Genomic DNA, 19,042 nt, shown 5'->3' with positions numbered 1-19,042 from the left:
CCCGACGGTTGCAACAGGACATAAGTACGCGATGCCGGAATCCAACATGAGCCTTGTGCTGGGACAGGAACGCAGCAGCTGGATTCGCCTGCGTACCATGATCCTGTTGCGCTGGGTCGCCATCGCGGGCCAGATCGTGGCCATCACGGTGGCGCAACAGACCTATCACCTGCAATTGAACCTGGGTCTGTGTTACCTGGCAATCGGGGTTTCCGCTGTCGTCAACGTGATGGCGATCTTTGCTTTCCCAGGAAACAAGCGCCTCAGCGAGTTCGAAAACTTTCTGATGGTTCTGTTCGATTTGCAGCAACTGGGCGTTCTCCTGTACCTCACCGGCGGGTTGCATAACCCTTTTGCGTTGCTGCTGGTCGGCCCCGTGATCATCTCGGCCAACGTGATGGGCCTGCGCTCGACCCTGATCATCGGCACCACCGCAATCGTTCTGGTGACATTGCTGGGGCTGTACCACTTGCCGCTCAGAACCGAGATGGGGTTTGTCCTGCGTATTCCGGATGTGTTCGTGTTCGGCCACTGGACCGCAATCGTCATCGCGATGATCTTTCTGGGCGCCTATTCCTATCGGATCAGTTCCGAGGTTCAGTCGATGTCCGAAGCGCTGGCCGCAACCCAGATGGCGCTGGCCCGTGAACAGAAACTGACCGATCTGGGGGGTGTTGTCGCCGCCGCCGCACACGAGCTGGGCACGCCACTCGCCACCATAAAACTGGCCAGTTCCGAGCTGGTCGAGGAACTGGACGACCGCCCGGACCTGCGGGAAGACGCGGCCTTGATCCGGGAGCAGGCCGATCGGTGCCGGGACATCCTGCGCAACATGGGTCGTGCCGGAAAGGACGACCTCCACCTGCGCCAGGCACCCTTGTCCACCGTCATCCACGAAGCCGCCGAACCGCATGTCAATCGCGGCAAGACACTGCATTTCGACGAAGGCCCCGGCGAGGGCGGCGATCTGCAACAACCCTCGATCCTGCGCAAACCCGAGGTCATCCACGGCCTGAGGAACCTGATCCAGAACGCCGTCGACTTCGCGCGATCCACGGTTTGGGTCGAGGCCGAATGGACCGCCGACGCGATCACCGTGACGATCATGGATGACGGCCGCGGCTATCCCGCCCATATGTTCGGCCGGATCGGCGATCCGTTCGTGCGCCGAAGACGCGCCGAGGTCGATACCCGCTCGCGGCCCGAGTACGAAGGCATGGGGCTGGGTCTGTTCATCGCCAAGACATTGCTGGAACGCAGCGGCGCCGAATTGAAGTTCGCCAATGGCTCCGATCCGTACCAGACGCTCACCGACCTGGCAGAGCGGCGCGGTGCCATCGTGCAGGTGACCTGGCCCCGCAGCCAGATCGACGCGCAGACCGGCGAAAATGCGGTTCCGGTCGGGCTTAACGAACCATTCAGAGTATAGTTAAGGTTACCTTAACCACTTATGCCAATGATTGCCAGAATTGGTGTTGGCAGTTCTGGATGCGATCATGGCGGAATGGTTGGCTTTGGCGGTGATTTCCCTCTTTGCGGCGGGGTTTACCGTCTGGTTCGTTTCCAAGCCGGAACAACGGGCCGGGTTTTCCCGTGATCTGTTAAACGCAGACAATCCGGCGCCGCACGTGTTTCTCTTTGATGGGCCGGCCGTGATTGGCTGCTCACACCTGGGCGACGACAGGCATATCCTGAACTGGGAAGAGCTGCGCCAGAAACTGGCCGACGAATTCCCCGGATTTCCCCAAGACCCGGAGGCCGTCGAACAACAGGGTGAGGTCGTGGTAAAACCCATCGACGGGCGTACCGGCCGTGAGGTGTTTTGTGAATGGGTAGACGGTGTTGTCCGGGTTGAACTGCGCAGCGGCGGCAAGGGACAAAATGCGCTGCGACGCGCGGACCCGGACCCGATCAGACTGGCGATGGATCCGGCGCCCTATCCGGTATGGCATCTCGATACCGACGGACGGATCAGCTGGTGCAATGCCGCCTATGTGGCCTTGGCACGGAAGCTTCGAAACGGCTCTCCCGATCTCTATGAACCGCTGTTTCCCGAGGTCAAGGAACTGGGCAACGAGGGAAAGAAATCGCGCATCTCGGTTTCTGCCTTCCCCTCAGAGGTAAAGCTCTGGTTCGATGTCGTCGTCGTGCCGCAGCAGTCGGGCAACCTGTGCTATGCGGTGGATATCAACGCGGTCGTTGACGCCGAAATCGCCCAGCGCAACTTTGTGCAGACACTGGCAAAGACGTTCGCGCAGCTCTCCATCGGACTCGCCATTTTCGACCGAAACAGGCAATTGGCACTGTTTAATCCGGCGCTGATCGACCTGACCAATCTTCCTGCCGACTTCTTGACCAGCCGACCGTCGGTTTCGAGCTTTTTTGACCGGTTGAGAAACCTCAACATGATGCCAGAGCCAAAGAACTATGGCGGATGGCGCCAGGAAATGAACGACCTGTTGCAGGCGGCATCGGATGGAATCTATCGCGAAACCTGGTCGCTGCCTTCGGGCTCGGTCTATTCGGTGAACGGACGTCCTCACCCGGATGGGGCCATTGCGTTTCTGTTCGAGGATATTACCGCGGAAATCACCCTGACGCGCCGGTTCCGGTCCGAGCTGGAGCTTGGCCAGGACGTACTCGATCACATCGAGGATGCAATTGTCGTGTTTGCCGCCGATGGCACTTTGGCGTTTTCCAACACGTCATATCACAAGCTGTGGAAATCGGATCCTGATCGAAGCTTTGCAAAAGTCTCGATCATCGATGCCACCCGCGCCTGGCAGGAACAATGCAACGCCACACCGCTGTGGGGCGACATTCGTGATTTTGTGGCCAATCGCGAAAATCGCGCGTTCTGGGAGGGTCAGGTCCGGTTGCGCGATGGCCGGCCGTTGAATTGTACCATCAACCCGATTCAGAACGGCGCGACCATGGTTGTTTTCTCTCTGACAAACACCTCAGAGAGGCTGACCGAAACCACAAGGGTCGGATAGCGGCTTGCAGCCGGAAAGCGGCGCAGCCATTGTGCGGCCATGACGGCATCGCACCTTGCACTTACCGTGAACTCTCCAGAAGAAACCGCCGGTCTGGCGGAATCGTTGGGTGCGACCCTCATGCCCGGCGATTGTTTGCTGCTGTCCGGAGAAATCGGCAGCGGAAAAACCCATTTTGCCCGCAGCCTGATTCAATCGCTGATGTCAGAGCCTGAAGACGTCCCGTCACCCACGTTCACCTTGGTACAGGTTTATGACACCAATCGCGGCGAGTTGTGGCATACCGATCTCTATCGCCTGTCCTCGCTCGAAGAGATTGAGGAGCTGGGTCTGTCAGAGGCGTTCACCGATGTGATAACGCTTGTGGAATGGCCCGACCGGCTGGGTCCCATGACACCGCGACATGCCCTGTCGATCACCTTCGAAGCCGACCCCAAACACGAAACACGCCGAAAGCTGACCGTCGAATGGACCGACCCGAAATGGCAACCCCGTCTGACATGGCCGACATGACCAACCGGTCCGGTCTGGCAGACGCCTTCATCGCCCGAACCCCCTGGTCCGGTGCCCGGCGGGAATCGCTTGCCGGAGACGCCTCGGCCAGACGATACGAACGCCTTACAGATCGGCACACCGGTCGGACTGCGGTTTTCATGGATGCGCCGCCAGATGGCGGGGCAACGGTCGACCGGTTTGTCGACCTCGCCCAGCACCTGCGCTCGATCGGGTTGAGCGCGCCAGAGATCCTGTTCTCGGATACAGAACACGGGTTTCTCCTGCTCGAAGATCTCGGCGATGACCTGTTTGCGCGCGTGATCAAACGCGCCCCCGACCTTGAACGCCCCCTCTATGAAGCGGCAACAGACCTGCTCGTCTCGCTACAGGATGCTCCCTTGCCCGCCGGGTTGGAAAGCTTTGGCGCGACGGTCATGGCCGAAAAGACGGACATCGCCTTTGAACAGTATGTCGGAGGGATCACAGGGGATGCCCGCCCCGAGACAAAGGCGCGCTTCATCGAGAGGTTCGAAAGCCTTCTCTATCGCACCACGCAGGGCCCCAGAGTACTGATCTTGCGCGATTATCATGCCGAAAACCTGCTCTGGTTGCCAAACCGTCAGGGGTTGGCACGCGTTGGTCTCTTGGATTTTCAGGATGCGGTGACGGGGCACCCCGCCTATGACCTTGTCAGCCTGTTGCAGGACATCCGCCGCGATGTGTCGACCGCCACGGAAATGCGGATGATCGACCGGTTCATCGCAGCGACGGGCGCAAACGATCACGAGTTTCGCACCGCCTATCCGGTGCTTGGTGTCCAGCGGAACCTGCGCATTCTCGGCGTGTTTGCCAGATTGTCGCGCGAGCTGGGCAAGACCCGGTACCTGGCGTTGATGCCGGCGGTCTGGGCGCATCTGTCCCGCGATCTGGAGCATCCCGCGCTGGCAGGCGTCGCCGATCTGCTGCGGGAAACCCTGCCGCCGCCAACCCCTGAAAACCTTGCCCGGTTGAACCCGGCATGAGCTCGGCCCGTTATCCCGTCATGCTGTTCGCCGCCGGGTTCGGCACCCGCATGGGCGCGCTTACCCGAACCAGACCGAAACCTCTGATCGAGGTCGCCGGTCGTCCACTGATCGACCATGCGCTCGATCTTGCCCGCGCTGTCGAACCGCCCAGAATCGTGGCCAACACCCACTATCTTGCGCCGATGCTGGCAAAGCATCTGGAGCCGCTGGACGTGATTGTGTCAGATGAACAACCGGACATCCTCGACACCGGCGGAGGATTGCGACTCGCGCAACCCTTGCTGGGCTCGAACACGGTTTTCACCATGAACACCGATGCGGTCTGGTCCGGTCCCAACCCCCTGGCCCTGCTGGCCGAGCATTGGGATCCGGGCAGGATGGATGCGCTGCTGATCTGCGTTCCGGTGGCACAAACCGTGGGCTACTCGGGTCAGGGCGATTTCTCTTGCGATGACGAGGGCAGGCTTCACCGTGGCGCCGGGCTGGTCTATGGCGGGGCGCAGATTGTCAAGCTGGATGGGTTGGCAGAGATCCCCGAGCGCAGCTTCTCCCTGAACCTGCTTTGGAACAGGATCGGCGCAGAGGGCCGCCTGTTCGGCCTCGCCTATCCTGGTCGGTGGTGCGATGTCGGTCATCCGGGCGGGATCGCACCAGCCGAGGAACTGCTTGCGCATGTTTGATCCGTGTCCTCATCCGCGCGTCTTTGCGCTGCCGCCCGGTGCCGATTTCCCGCGCGCGCTGGTTGACGGGCTGCGTGGCCGCTGTGCCCATCTGCCCCCGCATGCGCTGGCGCAGGTGCAGCTGGTGGTCAACACCCGCCGGATGGAGCGCCGCATCACCGCCCTGTTCGACACGGGTCCAGCCAGCCTGCTGCCGCGTATCTCGCTGGTCACCGACCTGAGCGCGCTGGGTCTGCCAACATATCTGCCCACCGCCGTGCCGCCACTGCGCCGCCGACTGGAACTGGTACAACTGATCACCCGATTGCTGGACCAACAACCCGATCTGGCCGCGCGCGCCTCGATCTTCGACCTTTCGGACAGCCTTGCGGCGCTGATCGACGAGATGCAGGGCGAAGGCGTCGCGCCCGACAGTATTCGCAACCTGGACGTGACCGACCTGTCGGGGCACTGGGCGCGCGCGCAGCAGTTCATTGCGATTGCCGAGCGCTACCTGGGCGCCGCCGAAGGCGCGTTGGATGTTCAGGCGCGACAAAGGCGGATCGTGGAAACCCTGATCGCGGACTGGCGGGCCGCGCCGCCACAGCATCCGGTCATTCTGGCTGGTTCGACCGGATCTCGGGGCACGACCATGCTGCTGATGGAGGCGGTCGCCCGCCTGCCGCAAGGCGCCGTGGTGCTGCCTGGTTTCGACTTTGACCAGCCCGGCCATGTCTGGTCCGAACTGGGCGACGCGTTGACGGCCGAGGACCACCCACAGTACCGCTTTGCCCGGCTGATGGAGCAGCTCTCGCTGTCACCCGATCAGATCCGCCGATGGTCCGACCTCCCCGCCCCCTGCCCCGCACGAAACCGGTTGGTGTCATTGGCTCTCAGGCCGGCACCGGTCACCGATGCATGGATGACCGAAGGTCCAAGGCTGCAAGCGCTGGACACGGCAACGCAAGACATCACCCTTGTCGAGGCACCATCGCCCCGGGACGAGGCGCTGGCCATCGCGCTGCGCCTGCGACAGGCAGCCGAGGATGGGCAGACCGCCGCACTGATCACACCCGACCGCATGCTGACCCGCCAGGTCAGTTCCGCCCTGGATCGCTGGAACATCCTGCCCGATGATAGCGCCGGTTTGCCGCTGCAACTGTCACCTCCGGGGCGGTTCCTGCGCCACGTGGCCGGGCTGTTCGCCTCTCGCCTGGATGGCGAAGCGCTGCTGACCCTGCTGAAACACCCGCTGTGCCATTCCGGCCCGGGCCGGAACGAGCATCTGTTGCATGCCCGCGATCTGGAACTGGACCTGCGCCGCAATGGTCCGCCGTTTCCCGAGGCCAAGGACCTTGCGAACTTTGCCATCCGTCGCGATGTGCCGACGGATTGGGCGCACTGGGTGGCCGAGTGCTTCTGTGATCAATCGGTCACTGGCACCCTGCCGCTTTCCGAATGGGTTGCCCGCCTGCGACAGCTCGCCGAAACGCTCTCTGCTGGATCAACCGGCCAGAGCGGGACCCTCTGGGAGCAGAAGGCCGGGCAAGAGGCGCTGGCCATCGTCAACGCGCTTGAGGACGAGGCGCCGCACGGCGGCGACATGTCCGCCCGCGATTTCGCCGATCTGCTGGGTGGGCTCTTGTCCACCGGCGAGGTGCGCGACCGCGACGCCCCTTATCCCGGCATCATGATCTGGGGCACGCTCGAGGCGCGGGTGATGGGGGCCGATCTGCTGATCCTTGGCGGGCTGAACGAAGGCAGCTGGCCCGAAGCCCCTGCCCCCGACCCCTGGCTGAACCGGCGCATGCGACATGATGCGGGTCTGTTGCTGCCCGAGCGCCGGATCGGTCTGTCGGCGCATGATTTCCAGCAGGCGATAGGCGCGGCCGAGGTCTGGCTGACCCGTGCCAAACGCTCGGATGACGCGGAAACCGTGCCGTCGCGCTGGCTGAACCGGCTGACCAACCTGTTGCAGGGCCTGCCGGATCAGGGCGGCGATACCGCATTGGCGGGCATGCGTGCCCGTGGTCAGGGCTGGCTGCGTTGGGCGCAGGCGCTGGAGGACGCGCCACGCGTCGATCCCGCGCCGCGCCCCTCGCCCCGGCCGCCGGTCACCGCCCGGCCAAGGCAATTGTCGGTGACCGAGATCAAGAAGCTGATCCGCGATCCCTATGCCATTTACGCCCGCCACGTGCTGCGGCTGAAGCCGCTGGACCCGCTGGTTCAGGCCCCTGACGCGTTGTTGCGCGGAATCGTGATCCACGAGATTCTGGAAAGCTTCGTCAAAGACAGCCTGCTGGATAACGCCCTACTGAGCAGGGAGAATTTCCTCAAACGCGCCGCCGCGCTGCTGAACGAACTGGTCGCCTGGCCAACCGCGCGCGCGCTCTGGTTGGCGCGGCTCGAACGGGTGGCGGATGCGTTCCTGGCCGCTGAAAACGAGCGCCGCGCCGATGGCGGCCCGGTGGCGTTTGAGGTGCGGATGAACCGTCGGCTTGATGGGCTGGACTTCACCCTGACCGGTCGTGCCGACCGGGTCGATATGACCGGGCGCGGATCATTGTGCATCTACGATTACAAGACCGGCACGCCCCCCAGCGAAAGGCAGCAAGCAAAGTTCGACAAACAACTGCTGATCGAGGCCGCGCTGGCCGAAGAAGGCGGGCTCGAAGGGCTGGACCCGTCGCCGGTGGCGCGCGCCGTCTTCATCGGCATGGGCGGCAGTTACAAGGAAGTGCCTGCGCCCCTGACCGAGGAGCCCCCCGCGCAGGTCTGGGCCGAACTGCATCAATTGATCGCGGCGTATTTCGAGCCGGATCAGGGGTTTACCGCACGCCGAATGCTGCACAAGGACACGGATTTTGGCGAATATGACCACTTGGCCCGGTTTGGTGAATGGGACCGCACCGCAACGCCTTTGCCCGAGGATCTGACATGACCATGCGCGACGCCGCCACCGAGGCGCAGTTTCGCGCCTCGTTTCCCTCCGCTTCGACATGGCTGGCGGCGAATGCCGGATCGGGCAAGACCAAGGTATTGACCGACCGCGTGGCCCGGCTGCTGTTGAACGGGGTCGAACCGCAGCACATCTTGTGCCTGACCTATACCAAGGCCGCCGCCAGCGAGATGCAGAACCGCCTGTTCAAACGCCTGGGCGAATGGGCGATGCTGGCGGATGCTCCGCTCAGGTCTCAATTGTCTGATCTCGGCGTTCCGGGCACGATCGACGGCGCCCGCCTGACCCATGCCCGGACGCTCTTTGCCCGCGCGATCGAGACACCGGGCGGTTTGAAGATCCAGACCATCCACTCGTTTTGTGCGGCTCTATTACGGCGTTTTCCGCTCGAAGCGCGGGTCAGCCCGCAATTCGCGGAAATGGAGGATCGGGCCGCCGCGCTCTTGCGCGAAGAGATTGTGGAGGATCTTGCCGAAGGTCCGCAGGCGCCGCTGGTCGAGGCGGTCGCGCGGTACATAACCGATACCGGATTCGACAGTCTGACCGCCGCGATCTGCCACCACCGGGCCGGTTTTCTGGAACCCATGGGTTGGGCGCAACTGGCCGAAGCCTTCGGCCTGCCGCAAGGCTTCGACGAAGACGCGCTTCTCCCCTCTGTCTATCTGGGCGGCGAACTGGACTTGATCCGGTCGATCCTGCCAGCGCTGGCGGGCAGCGGGACAAACGACCAGAAAGCCGGTGTAAAACTGGCCCGGTTCGACGGCCCCACACTGGATGGGCTGACCGTACTCGAAGAGGTGCTGCTGACCGGGGCGGGCGCCAAGGAGCCCTTTACCGCCAAGATCGGCGGTTTCCCGACCAAGGGCCTGCGCGAAGGTGTGTTGGCCGGGCAGATGCCGCAGCTTGAGGCGTTGATGCTGCGGCTCGAGGCAGCCCGCGACCGGCGGCTGGCCCTGACCGCCGCGCGAAAGTCGCTGGCGCTGCACCGTTTCGCAGCGGCTTTTCTGCCGGAATACGAAAGGCGCAAGCAGTTGCGCGGTTGGCTCGATTTTGACGACCTGATTCAAAAAGCGCGGCAATTGCTGTCCGATCCGGGCGTCGCGGCCTGGGTGCTCTACCGGCTTGATGGCGGCATCGACCATATCCTTGTGGACGAGGCACAGGACACCAGCCCGGAACAATGGGACGTGATCGAGAAACTGGCGCAGGAATTCACCAGCGGCGAAGGCGCGCGGGCAGGGGTCGAACGTACGATCTTTGTCGTCGGGGACAAGAAACAGTCGATCTACTCCTTCCAAGGCGCAGACCCCGACGCCTTTGACCGCATGCAGGCCGAATTCGGCCGCAGGCTGCGTGAATCAGGCTCTAATCTTGAGGATTTGACGCTGGAATACTCCTTCCGCTCGTCCAGCGCGATCCTTGGGCTTGTCGATCTGGTGTTCAAAGACCGGGCCGAAGCCGGGTTCCGCAAAGAGTCGCTGCATCGCGCCTTCAAATCCGAACTGCCGGGCCGCGTGGATCTGTGGCCGGTGGTCGAAAAGGTCGAAGATGACGAGGATGGCGACTGGGCCGACCCGGTGGACCGGCCCGGCGCGCGCCATCACACCGTGATCCTGGCCGAGCGTGTGGCGGCGCAGATCAAGGCGATGATCGACGGCGGCGAAACCATTCCCATCGACGGTGACACGCCCGGCACGTTCCTGCGGCGTCCAGTGCGGCCGGGAGATTTCCTGATCCTCGTGCAACGCCGGTCCGACCTGTTTGCCGAGATCATCCGGGCCTGCAAAGCCGCTGGCCTGCCTATCGCCGGGGCCGACAGGTTGAAGGTCGGTGCGGAACTGGCGGTCAGGGATCTGGCCGCGCTGCTGAGTTTCCTCGCCACACCCGAGGACGACCTGTCGCTGGCCACGGTGCTGAAATCACCGCTCTTCGGGTGGAGCGAACAACAGTTGTTCGATCTGGCCCACAGGCGGACGGAGCGGTATCTGTGGGCGGCGTTGCGGTCCAGAAAAGATGAGTTTTCCCAGACGCTTGCCATTCTGGACGATTTGCGAGGGCAGACCGATTTCCTACGGCCCTATGACCTGATCGAGCGGATTCTGACCCGTCATGACGGGCGGCGAAAACTGCTGGGCCGACTGGGGGCCGAGGCCGAAGACGGGATCAACGCGCTGCTCAGCCAGGCGTTGGCCTATGAACGGTCTGACATTCCCAGCCTGACGGGGTTCCTGGTCTGGATGCAGACCGACGATCTGGAGATCAAGCGCCAGATGACCGGTGTGGGCAATATGGTGCGGGTCATGACCGTGCATGGCTCCAAGGGGTTGGAGGCGCCGATCGTGATCCTGCCCGACACCGCCCAGCGCCGGGCGCAGCGCGATGCCGAGATCATGAAGGCGGGCGATCTGCCGCTATGGCGGGTGGCCAAGGATGGATCGCCCGCCGTTTTGTCGGCCGCGCGCGATGCGGCACAAGCACGGGAAACGAACGAGCGCCTGCGGTTGCTCTATGTGGCTCTAACCCGGGCCGAAAAGTGGCTGATCGTAGCTGCGGCGGGTGACATCGGCAAGGATGGCGGCAGCTGGTACAGCATGGTTGCCGAGGCAATGGCACAGGCCGGGGCGGTGCAGGTTGAAGGGCAGGATTTCCTGAGGCTGGAGCACGGAGATTGGGAGGCGCTACCGCTCACCGAGTCCCAACCAGCGAAGATCGCCGCGCATCCGCTGCCCGATTGGGTGCGGCATCCGGCGGATAAACCTGTTGAATCAAAAGCGATTTCTCCATCGGACCTCGGCGGTGCCAAAGCACTGCCCGGCGAAGCGGGACTGGACGAAGAGGCGGCAAAGCTGCGGGGTACGCGGCTTCACTTGTTGCTGGAACATCTGCCGCGGGTCGAGGCGGCCACATGGGCCGAGATCTGCGCCCGGCTTCTGCCGGATATGCAGGCAGCGGAACGTGACGATCTATTGACCGAAGCGCGCGGCGTTCTGACCCACCCCGAGCTGGCGCCGATCTTTGCGCCGGGAACCCTGGCCGAGGTGCCGATCAGCGCGGTGCTGGGTGCGCGCCGGATGCACGGGGTGATCGACCGTTTGATCGTCACGGAAACCGAGGTTCAGGTGATTGATTTCAAAAGCAATGCGGTGGTCCCCAGCACCGTTGAGGCCTGTCCCGAGGGGCTGTTGCGGCAGATGGGTGCCTATGCGCAGGCATTGGCACAGATCTATCCGGACCACGAAATCCGGACCGGAATCCTGTGGACACGCACCGCCCGGATGATGTGGCTGCCACACGATCTTGTGACGGCTGCCCTGGGTCGCACCCAGATATCTTGACCTTGCGCCCCGGCGCTCCTACTTTCCTGACCCAAGCGCATCGCATCCCATTCAGGAGACAGACCATGTCCACCGTAGCCGTTACCGACGCAACCTTTGACGCCGAAGTCAAGAACTCGGACATCCCCGTTGTGGTGGATTTCTGGGCGGAATGGTGCGGCCCCTGCAAGCAGATCGGCCCGGCGCTGGAAGAGTTGGCAAACGAGTATGCGGGCAAGGTGAAGATCGCCAAGGTCGATGTGGACAGCAACCCGAACTCGGCCGCAGCCATGGGCGTGCGGGGCATTCCTGCGCTGTTCATCTTCAAGGACGGTCAGGTGGTGTCGAACCGGGCCGGCGCGGCGCCGAAAGCGGCGTTGCAGAACTGGATCGACAGCTCGATCTGAGCCCGGCCAGACCCGGAATTCGGAAGCGCCCCAAGTGGGCGCTTCTTTCGTTTTGACCGTTTTGTACGTGGCCCCGCACCCGGATTGACCGTTTTGTACAGCGAAATTGGTCCCATCCAAGGACCCGATCTGGTGCTGGCAACCGGCGAGCGATAAGTCAGGATCGGGCGCAGCAAGATCGGAGGAACGGAATGGCCAAGACACGGGTGCTGGTGGAATTCGGCATGGGCTCGTCGCTCAGGCGTGAGGACTATACCGAGGCGGCGCTGAGGGCGCTGAGGGACGCGCTGTGGCATAACTCGGTCAACATGGCCGAGCTGTTCGGCTTTCCAAAGCAGGCGATGATCGTCGATGCCGAGATCGGGGTGCAGAGGCCCGAAGCGGTGGATGTGGCGCGGCTGGCAGAGGTGTTCCCTTATGGTCAACCCAACATCACCGTCCGGCAAGGCGGGTTGGATATCGACAAGCCGCAGGGCGGCGGGCGTACGGTTATCGCCAATGCGGCCGTGGTGGTGTCGTTCGACATGGAGGCCGCGCAATGACCGAGCGCCGGATAATCCTGGAGATGGGAACGGGCAACGACCTTTATGGGCAGGACTATACCAAGGCCGCGCGCCGGGCGGTGCAGGATGCCTTGCACCATTCCTCGATCACGCTGTTTTCGAAACTGGGGATCGACCATGCCGAGATGCGGGTGCAGGTTACGATCGGGGTGCAGCGGCCCGAAGAGGTGGATTGCGCCGCGGTCGCCGCCGAACTGCCGCGAGGCCGGGCCGAGGTGCGCGCGGTCATGGGTGGGCTGGATGTCGAAGACCCCGAGACCGGCAACCGCCATGTGATGGCCACGGCTGCGGTCGAGGCATTCCTGCCCGACCTGACCGGCAAGTACCGGCTGTCATAGCCGCGCAGGGGCCGATTTCATTTCCGTTGACAGGGGATCGGCCCCACGCTCAATATCCGGGCAGCGGACTCGGGTGAGTGCTGAAACATGCGCGAAGACTTCGGAACAGCAGAGACAGGACGCCGGGCGACCGGCTGCGACCTCGTCGTCTGACAGAAAATTGGGTGTCCTGCCCCGAGGGCAGATGGCGGTCCGGTAAAAACGGACCTTGGTCCCAATTTCTGATTCCGGTTCACTTTCATGCACAACACGAACGGGTGTCGTATCGCCATAGATATCGGCGGCACGTTTACCGATACCGTCCTGATCGACGCGGCGGGCCACAGCCTTGCCACCACCAAGACGCCCACAACGCCAGAGAACCCGACGCTGGGCGCGCTTGAGGGCGCGCGGCGGGTGCTGGAGGAGGCGGGCGCCCATTGGCACCAGATCGGCGGTTTCATCCATGGCACCACGCTGGCCACAAACGCGCTGATCGAGCGGCGCGGCGCAAAGGTGGCGACGGTGACCACCGAGGGGTTCCGGGATATTCTGGAGATCGCCTATGAGCGGCGGTACAGCCAGTACGATATCGACCTGGTGAAACCCGATCTGATCGTACCCCGGTCGCGCGCCTTTACCATAGGCGGGCGCATGGATGCCCGGGGCCGCGAATTGCAACCTCTGGACGAGGCGGGCGTTGCGGCGCTGGCCGTCGCGCTGGAGCGCTGCGGCGCCGAGGCGGTGGCGGTCTGCCTGATGCATGCCTATGCCAACCCCGCGCATGAAATCCACCTGCGCGAGATGCTGAGTGCCGCGCTGCCCCGGCTGGTGATTTCGCTGTCACACGAGGTGAGCCCGGAGGCACGCGAGTTTGACCGGCTGTGTACCACCATCGCCAATGCCTATGTCCTGCCGCAGATGGCCAGCTATCTGGCGGATTTCCAGGCGCGGTTCACGGCAGAGGGACTGGTCTGTCCGATCCTGATGATGACGGCGGGCGGGGGCATGACCACGCTGGAGACCGCCGCGCGACTGCCGATCCGGCTGGTAGAATCCGGACCGGCGGGCGGTGCCATTCTGGCGGCGCGCATCGCCGCCGAGACCGGTGCGCAAGAGGTGCTGAGTTTCGACATGGGCGGCACCACGGCCAAGCTGTGCCTGATCGACGGATTCCGGCCACAGACCGCGCGCCGGTTCGAGATCGCGCGGGCGGCGCGGTTCATCAAGGGGTCGGGGATGCCGGTGCGTATCCCGGTGATCGAGATGATCGAGATCGGGGCCGGGGGTGGCTCCATCGCGCATGTCGACCGGTTGGGCCGGGTGCAGGTCGGGCCGGAAAGCGCCGGATCGGAACCGGGGCCGGCCTGCTTTGCCAAGGGCGGGACCAAGCCCACGGTCACCGATGCCGATGTGTTGCAGGGGCTGATCGAACCGGCACGTTTCGCCGAGGGACGGCTGAGGATCAACGAGGCGGCAGCCGAGGCGGCGGTGGCGCACGATGTGGGCGCGCTGCTGGGGCTGGACCCGGCAGCGGCGGCGCGGGGCATCAGCGAGATCGTGAACGAGAACATGGCAGGCGCGGGCCGGATGCATGCGGTGGAATCGGGCAAGGACCTGGGCGCGCGGCTGATGATCGCCTTTGGCGGCAACGGGCCGCTGCATGCCACGCGGGTGGCACGGCGGGCACAGGTCGGGCGTATCCTGATCCCGCGCGATCCGGGTGTCGGGTCTGCGGTCGGGTTCCTGTTTGCGCCGGTGTCGTTCGAGATCGTGCGATCGCGCTATGAAACACTGGATACGTTGGACATTGCCGGGCTGAACGCGTTTTTCGAGGCGATGATCGACGAGGCGCGGATGGTGGTCCGGGCCGGGGCGCCCGAGGGGCTGCTGACGATCCGGCGGCAGGCCTTCATGCGCTATCACGGGCAGGGGCACGAGATCGAGATCGCCTTGCCGGACCGGCCACTTGAGGCGGCGGATATCGCCGATCTGCGCCGCGCGTTCGAGGCGGAATATGGCCGTCAGTTCAGCCGCGCGGTGCCGGGGATGACGATCGAGATCCTGAACTGGGCACTGGATGTGTCCTCGGCCGCGCCCGCGCTGCGGCAGTATCCGCAGGTCGAGAGGCGGCAATTGGCCCGACCTGTCGGGCAGCGGCGCATTCTGTGCGACGTGACCGGCGACTGGCGGGTTGCGGATGTTTTTGAACGCGCGGCGCTGGAGCCCAGCGATCATCTGTCGGGGCCTGCTCTGATCATCGAACCGCAGACCACGACATTCGTCAGTGCCGATTTCGGCGCACAGGTGGATGGCGGCGGCAACATATGGCTGACGCGCAAGGCGGAGGACGCGCGATGACACCGACCGATACCCGTTTGCAGGTGATGTGGAACCGGCTGCTGGCTGTGGTCGAGGAACAGGGTCAGGCGCTGATCCGGGCGGCGTTTTCGCCGATTGTGCGCGAATGCGGTGATATCTCGGCCGGTATCTTTGACTTGAAAGGCCGGATGCTGGCGCAGGCGGTGACCGGCACGCCGGGTCACATCAACACCATGGCCGAGGCGGTCAAGACCTTGCGCGGGCGCTTTCCGATACAGGAGATGAAGCCCGGCGATATCTACATGACCAACGATCCCTGGATCGCATCCGGGCATCTGAACGATTTCCTGCTGATGATGCCGGTGTTCTACAAGGGGCGGGTGGTGGGGTTCACATCCTGCACCTCGCACCTGGTGGATCTGGGCGGGCAGGGCATGGGGCCCGAGGGGACCGATATCTATGACGAGGGCTTGCTGATCCCGCCGTGCCGTTTGATGGCGGCGGGTGCGCTGAACACGTTCCTGATGGAGGTGGTCAAGGCGAACTCGCGCGAGCCGGTGGCGAACGAGGGGGATATCTATGCGCTGATCGCCTGTTGCGAGACCGGCGCACGACGGCTGGCCGACATGATGGCCGAGTTCGGCATCGACGATCTGGACCGGCTGGCCGATTACATCATCGACACGTCGTACCGGGGCACGCTGGAGGCCATTGCCGAACTGCCGCGGGGCCGGTGGCACGCGACGCTGAAGGTCGACGGGTACGAGCAGGAGATCGAGTTGTGTGCGGCGCTGACGGTATCGGCCGACCGGGTGGAGGTGGATTTCACCGGCACCTCGGGCCTGTCGCGGAAGGGGATCAACGTACCGCTGAACTATGCCACAGCGTACACCGTGTTTGCGCTGCGCTGCATCATCGGACCCGAGATTCCCAACAATGCCGGATCGCTGGCGCCGTTCCATGTGAACGGGCCGGAGAACTGCATCCTGAACGCGCGGCATCCGGCGCCGGTTGCGATGCGGCATACGCTGGGACAGATGACGCCCGATCTGATCTATGGCTGCCTGTCGCAGGCGCTGCCGGGCAGGGTTCCGGCCGAGGGCGCGTCATGCATGTATGACCTGCCGCTGAGACACACGCCCGAGGCGGTGGCGCGTGGTGGCACGCAATTCGCACTGGAACTGGTGTTCAGCGGCGGAACCGGGGCGCGGCCGGGGCTGGATGGGCTGTCGGCCACGGCCTTCCCATCGGGCGTATGGGGATCGCAGGTGGAAACCACCGAGGCGGTGGCACCAGTGCTGATCACCCGGCGCGAGCTGCGGCAGGACAGCGGCGGGGCCGGACGGCTTCGCGGCGGGTTGGGCCAGCGGATCGAGATGCGTTCGGCCACCGATGAGGACGTGATGCTGTTCCTGTCGGTCGAGCGGGTGCTGAACCCGGCGCGCGGGCGGCAGGGGGGTGGCACCGGGGCCGCCGGGCGCATCCGTATCGGCGAGGATGGGGCCGACCTGCCCGGCAAGGGCGAAATCCGGGTGCCAGCGGGTGAGACGCTGATCTTTGAAACGCCGGGCGGGGGCGGGTACGGCCCGGCGGGCGAGCGGGATCGGGCGCAGGTTCTGCGCGATCTGGCGGAAGGGTTGATCAGCGCTGAGGCCGCGCGCGATATCTACGGGGTAGAGCCATGATCCGCCCGGTTCCCCATGTGGCGGCGATCACCGCCTATGCGCTGGCGCAGTTACAGGCGCCCGAAGGCAAGCGGCTGGTGTCGCTGTCCCAGAATGAGAGCCTGCGCCCGCCCAGCCCGGCGGCGATCCGGACGGCGGGGGGGGCGCTGGAGTCCGGGCATCTCTATCCTGACCCCAATTGGTCGGACCTGCGGGCGGCGCTGGCGCGGGTGCATGGGATCGCTGAGTGGGATATCCTGTGCGGTTGCGGCTCGATGGAGCTGATCGCCTGTCTGGCACGCGCCTATGCCGATCCGGAAAATGCTGTTCTTGCACCCGCGCATGCTTATCCGTTCTTTCGCACCGCCGCGCTGCTGGCCCGGGCGCGGTATGATACGGCACCCGAGACCAAGGGACAGGTGTCCGTCGATGCGCTGCTGGCAGCGGTGCGGCCTGACACGCGGCTGGTTTTTGTCGCCAATCCCGGCAACCCGACCGGCACGCGGATTGCGCGGGCTGACCTGCTGCGGCTGCGCGACGGGTTGCCCGGTGACGTGTTGCTGGTGATCGACGAAGCCTATGGCGAGTTCGCCGACGGGTTGGACGAGCCGATGTTCGATCTGGTGGCGCGCGGCGATACGGTTGTGCTGCGCACCTTGTCCAAGGCCTATGGCCTGGCGGGCGCGCGGGTGGGCTGGGGCCTGTTTCCGCCTGCGGTGGCGCGCGAGATCCGCAAGGTCATGTCGCCCAACAATATCCCGGCGGCGAGTCAGGCGGCCGCGACAGCGGCGGTGACCGATCAGGCGTATATGCGCGAGACCTGCGCGCTGACGGTGGAATTGCGCGCGCGCTTTGCCGGACGGTTGCGGCAATCGGGGTTCGATGTGCCCGAAAGCCACACCAATTTCGTGCTGATCCGCATGGGTGACCCTGACAGGGCGCAGAGGGCCGACGCCGCGCTGCGCGCCGAGGGGATTATCCTGCGTCCGCAAGGCGGGGTCGGGTTGGGCGATTGCCTGCGGGCGACCGTGGGGCAGGCCGGGGCGATGGAGGCCACGGCAGAGATTTTGGAACACTGGGCGAGGAAGGAAACAACATGACAGAGTCACGCGGGCGGGCCCGGTTCGGGATCCTTGTGCCGTTTACCAATACCAATCTGGAACCCGACATGGTGCTGTTGCGCCCGTCCGGCGTGTCGCTGCATTTCGCGCGGCTGGGCGGGTATGATCAGGACGAGATCCCCGATGCCGAGCAGATGCACGGGCTAGGGGCCAGCGATCTGGACGAACCGCTGCACCTGTTGCAGGGGGTGCGGCCGGATGTGATCCTCTATGGCTGCACCTCGGCGACGTTGACCCATGGTCCGGCGTTCGACCGGGACCTGGCCGCACGGATCCGGGCCGAAAGCGGCGCGGCGACGGTGACGGCGGCGGGCGCGCTGGTGCATGCGCTGACGACACTGGGGGTGACGCGGATCGGCTTTGCCTCGCCCTATGTGCGGGCGATCAACGACATGGCGGTGGGATTTCTGGGTGAGACCGGGTTGGAAACGGTGGCGCGGTCCGAGGTGACCGAGACGCTGGACAATTACGGGCAGGGCGAAATGGGGCCGGACCGGGTGTTTGATCTGGGCCTTGCCGCCGATCACCCGGAGGCGCAGGCGATCGTGCTGTCCTGCACCGACATGCGCAGCGTGGAAACCATTGCGCGGTTGGAACAGGCGGTTGGCAAACCTGTGATCACCTCGAACCAGGCGATGGCGTTCCAGGCGATGCAACTGGCGGGGATCGGTGAGCCGATGGCGGGTTATGGCCGGTTGCTGGAACTGGCTCGGCTGGAGGCTGGTGTGGCGGCCTGACCCAGGGGAACGCCGAAAAGAAAAAGCCGCCCGGTTTCGAGCGGCCCTTCTATCGGTCTGCCATGGGACTGGATCAGAGCTTGGCGATGTCGGCGCGGGTCAGGCCGATGTCGTCCAGCTGGGCGTCGGTCAGGGCCGACAGCGCCTTGCGGGTCACGCGGCCCTCGTTCCACGAGAGGACGGCGTTTTTTGCCGAGATGAAAAAATCCACCACGCGGAGAACGGTGACTGCTCCGAGCGGCGCTGTGGTGCTGGTGGTATATGCCATTTGCGCGTTCCTAGATTGAAACAGCCGACCCTGCGTCGGTTGTGAGGCTGATGTAGGAGAAGGCCGCGAGTCTTACAAATGCCCGGCTTACAGTCCCGCTTTGCATCTAATGCATAACAATTGGGCGGTATGCAAAAACTTGCCCTTGCGGCGGCGACGGCCCATATACGGGCGCAACACAGGATGGAGGCAGAC

Annotated in this window: 15 protein-coding genes; 14 read left to right on the top strand and 1 reads right to left on the bottom strand. The window is 64.2% G+C overall.

Annotated features, from left to right (window positions below):
• The first annotated feature begins 31 nt into the window (after positions 1-31).
• The 14 genes from regB (at position 32) to OE747_RS16080 (ending at position 18,579) form a co-directional block, all read left to right on the top strand.
• On the top strand, positions 32-1,429 hold the full coding sequence (gene regB, locus OE747_RS16145; RefSeq protein WP_263829582.1) for a sensor histidine kinase RegB: 1,398 nt from the start codon (positions 32-34) through the stop codon (positions 1,427-1,429).
• A 46-nt stretch (positions 1,430-1,475) separates the two neighbouring features.
• Complete coding sequence (locus OE747_RS16140) at positions 1,476-2,996, top strand: PAS-domain containing protein (RefSeq protein ID WP_263829581.1); 1,521 nt, start codon at positions 1,476-1,478, stop codon at positions 2,994-2,996.
• Between the two features lie 39 nt (positions 2,997-3,035).
• Positions 3,036-3,509, top strand: coding sequence for a tRNA (adenosine(37)-N6)-threonylcarbamoyltransferase complex ATPase subunit type 1 TsaE (gene tsaE / locus OE747_RS16135; RefSeq protein WP_263829580.1), 474 nt, complete (start codon positions 3,036-3,038; stop codon positions 3,507-3,509).
• Positions 3,506-4,513: an aminoglycoside phosphotransferase family protein gene (locus OE747_RS16130; RefSeq protein ID WP_263829605.1), complete on the top strand. Its 1,008-nt coding sequence runs from the start codon at positions 3,506-3,508 to the stop codon at positions 4,511-4,513. Before tsaE ends, OE747_RS16130 begins: the two co-directional genes overlap by 4 nt.
• Positions 4,510-5,196, top strand: a complete 687-nt coding sequence (locus OE747_RS16125) for a nucleotidyltransferase family protein (protein ID WP_263829579.1) — start codon at positions 4,510-4,512, stop codon at positions 5,194-5,196. The genes OE747_RS16130 and OE747_RS16125 overlap by 4 nt, the downstream gene beginning before the upstream one ends.
• The gene (gene addB, locus OE747_RS16120; protein ID WP_263829578.1) at positions 5,189-8,116 is read left to right on the top strand and encodes a double-strand break repair protein AddB; all 2,928 of its coding nucleotides are present in this window, start codon (positions 5,189-5,191) and stop codon (positions 8,114-8,116) included. Before OE747_RS16125 ends, addB begins: the two co-directional genes overlap by 8 nt.
• Entirely contained in the window at positions 8,113-11,469 is a 3,357-nt protein-coding gene (gene addA, locus OE747_RS16115; protein ID WP_263829577.1) for a double-strand break repair helicase AddA, read from the top strand. The genes addB and addA overlap by 4 nt, the downstream gene beginning before the upstream one ends.
• 65 nt (positions 11,470-11,534) lie before the next feature.
• The gene (gene trxA, locus OE747_RS16110; RefSeq protein WP_263829576.1) at positions 11,535-11,855 is read left to right on the top strand and encodes a thioredoxin; all 321 of its coding nucleotides are present in this window, start codon (positions 11,535-11,537) and stop codon (positions 11,853-11,855) included.
• 191 nt (positions 11,856-12,046) lie between these two features.
• Entirely contained in the window at positions 12,047-12,397 is a 351-nt protein-coding gene (locus OE747_RS16105) for a Lin0512 family protein (protein WP_263829575.1), read from the top strand.
• Complete coding sequence (locus OE747_RS16100; protein WP_263829574.1) at positions 12,394-12,756, top strand: Lin0512 family protein; 363 nt, start codon at positions 12,394-12,396, stop codon at positions 12,754-12,756. Before OE747_RS16105 ends, OE747_RS16100 begins: the two co-directional genes overlap by 4 nt.
• 240 nt (positions 12,757-12,996) lie before the next feature.
• Positions 12,997-15,096 (top strand): hydantoinase/oxoprolinase family protein, encoded by a 2,100-nt coding sequence (locus OE747_RS16095; RefSeq protein WP_263829573.1) that lies wholly within the window; start codon positions 12,997-12,999, stop codon positions 15,094-15,096.
• Positions 15,093-16,742, top strand: coding sequence for a hydantoinase B/oxoprolinase family protein (locus tag OE747_RS16090; RefSeq protein WP_263829572.1), 1,650 nt, complete (start codon positions 15,093-15,095; stop codon positions 16,740-16,742). Before OE747_RS16095 ends, OE747_RS16090 begins: the two co-directional genes overlap by 4 nt.
• Complete coding sequence (locus OE747_RS16085) at positions 16,739-17,821, top strand: pyridoxal phosphate-dependent aminotransferase (RefSeq protein WP_263829571.1); 1,083 nt, start codon at positions 16,739-16,741, stop codon at positions 17,819-17,821. Before OE747_RS16090 ends, OE747_RS16085 begins: the two co-directional genes overlap by 4 nt.
• Positions 17,818-18,579 carry a maleate cis-trans isomerase family protein gene (locus tag OE747_RS16080; RefSeq protein ID WP_263829570.1) on the top strand — a complete coding sequence of 254 codons (762 nt, stop codon included), beginning with the start codon at positions 17,818-17,820 and terminating at the stop codon, positions 18,577-18,579. The genes OE747_RS16085 and OE747_RS16080 overlap by 4 nt, the downstream gene beginning before the upstream one ends.
• Positions 18,580-18,652: 73 nt before the next feature.
• Here the strand turns inward: OE747_RS16080 and OE747_RS16075 are convergent, their stop codons facing one another.
• Positions 18,653-18,847, bottom strand: coding sequence for a DUF1127 domain-containing protein (locus tag OE747_RS16075; protein WP_263829569.1), 195 nt, complete (start codon positions 18,845-18,847; stop codon positions 18,653-18,655).
• Positions 18,848-19,042: the final 195 nt, after the last annotated feature.

It is taken from the genome of Ruegeria aquimaris (genome assembly GCF_025751555.1).
GTDB classification, from domain to species: Bacteria; Pseudomonadota; Alphaproteobacteria; order Rhodobacterales; family Rhodobacteraceae; genus Ruegeria_B; species Ruegeria_B aquimaris.
Note: the sequence above shows the minus strand (reverse complement) of the source record. Positions and strands in the feature narration are given on the sequence as shown.

What these genes read in the sequence shown, in the direction of transcription:
- regB (WP_263829582.1), top strand. Translation starts at nt 32, where the DNA reads ATGCCGGAATCCAACATGAGCCTTGTGCTGGGACAGGAACGCAGCAGC.
- tsaE (WP_263829580.1), top strand. Translation starts at nt 3,036, where the DNA reads ATGACGGCATCGCACCTTGCACTTACCGTGAACTCTCCAGAAGAAACC.
- OE747_RS16130 (WP_263829605.1), top strand. Translation starts at nt 3,506, where the DNA reads ATGACCAACCGGTCCGGTCTGGCAGACGCCTTCATCGCCCGAACCCCC.
- OE747_RS16125 (WP_263829579.1), top strand. Translation starts at nt 4,510, where the DNA reads ATGAGCTCGGCCCGTTATCCCGTCATGCTGTTCGCCGCCGGGTTCGGC.
- addB (WP_263829578.1), top strand. Translation starts at nt 5,189, where the DNA reads ATGTTTGATCCGTGTCCTCATCCGCGCGTCTTTGCGCTGCCGCCCGGT.
- addA (WP_263829577.1), top strand. Translation starts at nt 8,113, where the DNA reads ATGACCATGCGCGACGCCGCCACCGAGGCGCAGTTTCGCGCCTCGTTT.
- trxA (WP_263829576.1), top strand. Translation starts at nt 11,535, where the DNA reads ATGTCCACCGTAGCCGTTACCGACGCAACCTTTGACGCCGAAGTCAAG.
- OE747_RS16105 (WP_263829575.1), top strand. Translation starts at nt 12,047, where the DNA reads ATGGCCAAGACACGGGTGCTGGTGGAATTCGGCATGGGCTCGTCGCTC.
- OE747_RS16100 (WP_263829574.1), top strand. Translation starts at nt 12,394, where the DNA reads ATGACCGAGCGCCGGATAATCCTGGAGATGGGAACGGGCAACGACCTT.
- OE747_RS16095 (WP_263829573.1), top strand. Translation starts at nt 12,997, where the DNA reads ATGCACAACACGAACGGGTGTCGTATCGCCATAGATATCGGCGGCACG.
- OE747_RS16090 (WP_263829572.1), top strand. Translation starts at nt 15,093, where the DNA reads ATGACACCGACCGATACCCGTTTGCAGGTGATGTGGAACCGGCTGCTG.
- OE747_RS16085 (WP_263829571.1), top strand. Translation starts at nt 16,739, where the DNA reads ATGATCCGCCCGGTTCCCCATGTGGCGGCGATCACCGCCTATGCGCTG.
- OE747_RS16080 (WP_263829570.1), top strand. Translation starts at nt 17,818, where the DNA reads ATGACAGAGTCACGCGGGCGGGCCCGGTTCGGGATCCTTGTGCCGTTT.
- OE747_RS16075 (WP_263829569.1), bottom strand. Translation starts at nt 18,847, where the DNA reads ATGGCATATACCACCAGCACCACAGCGCCGCTCGGAGCAGTCACCGTT.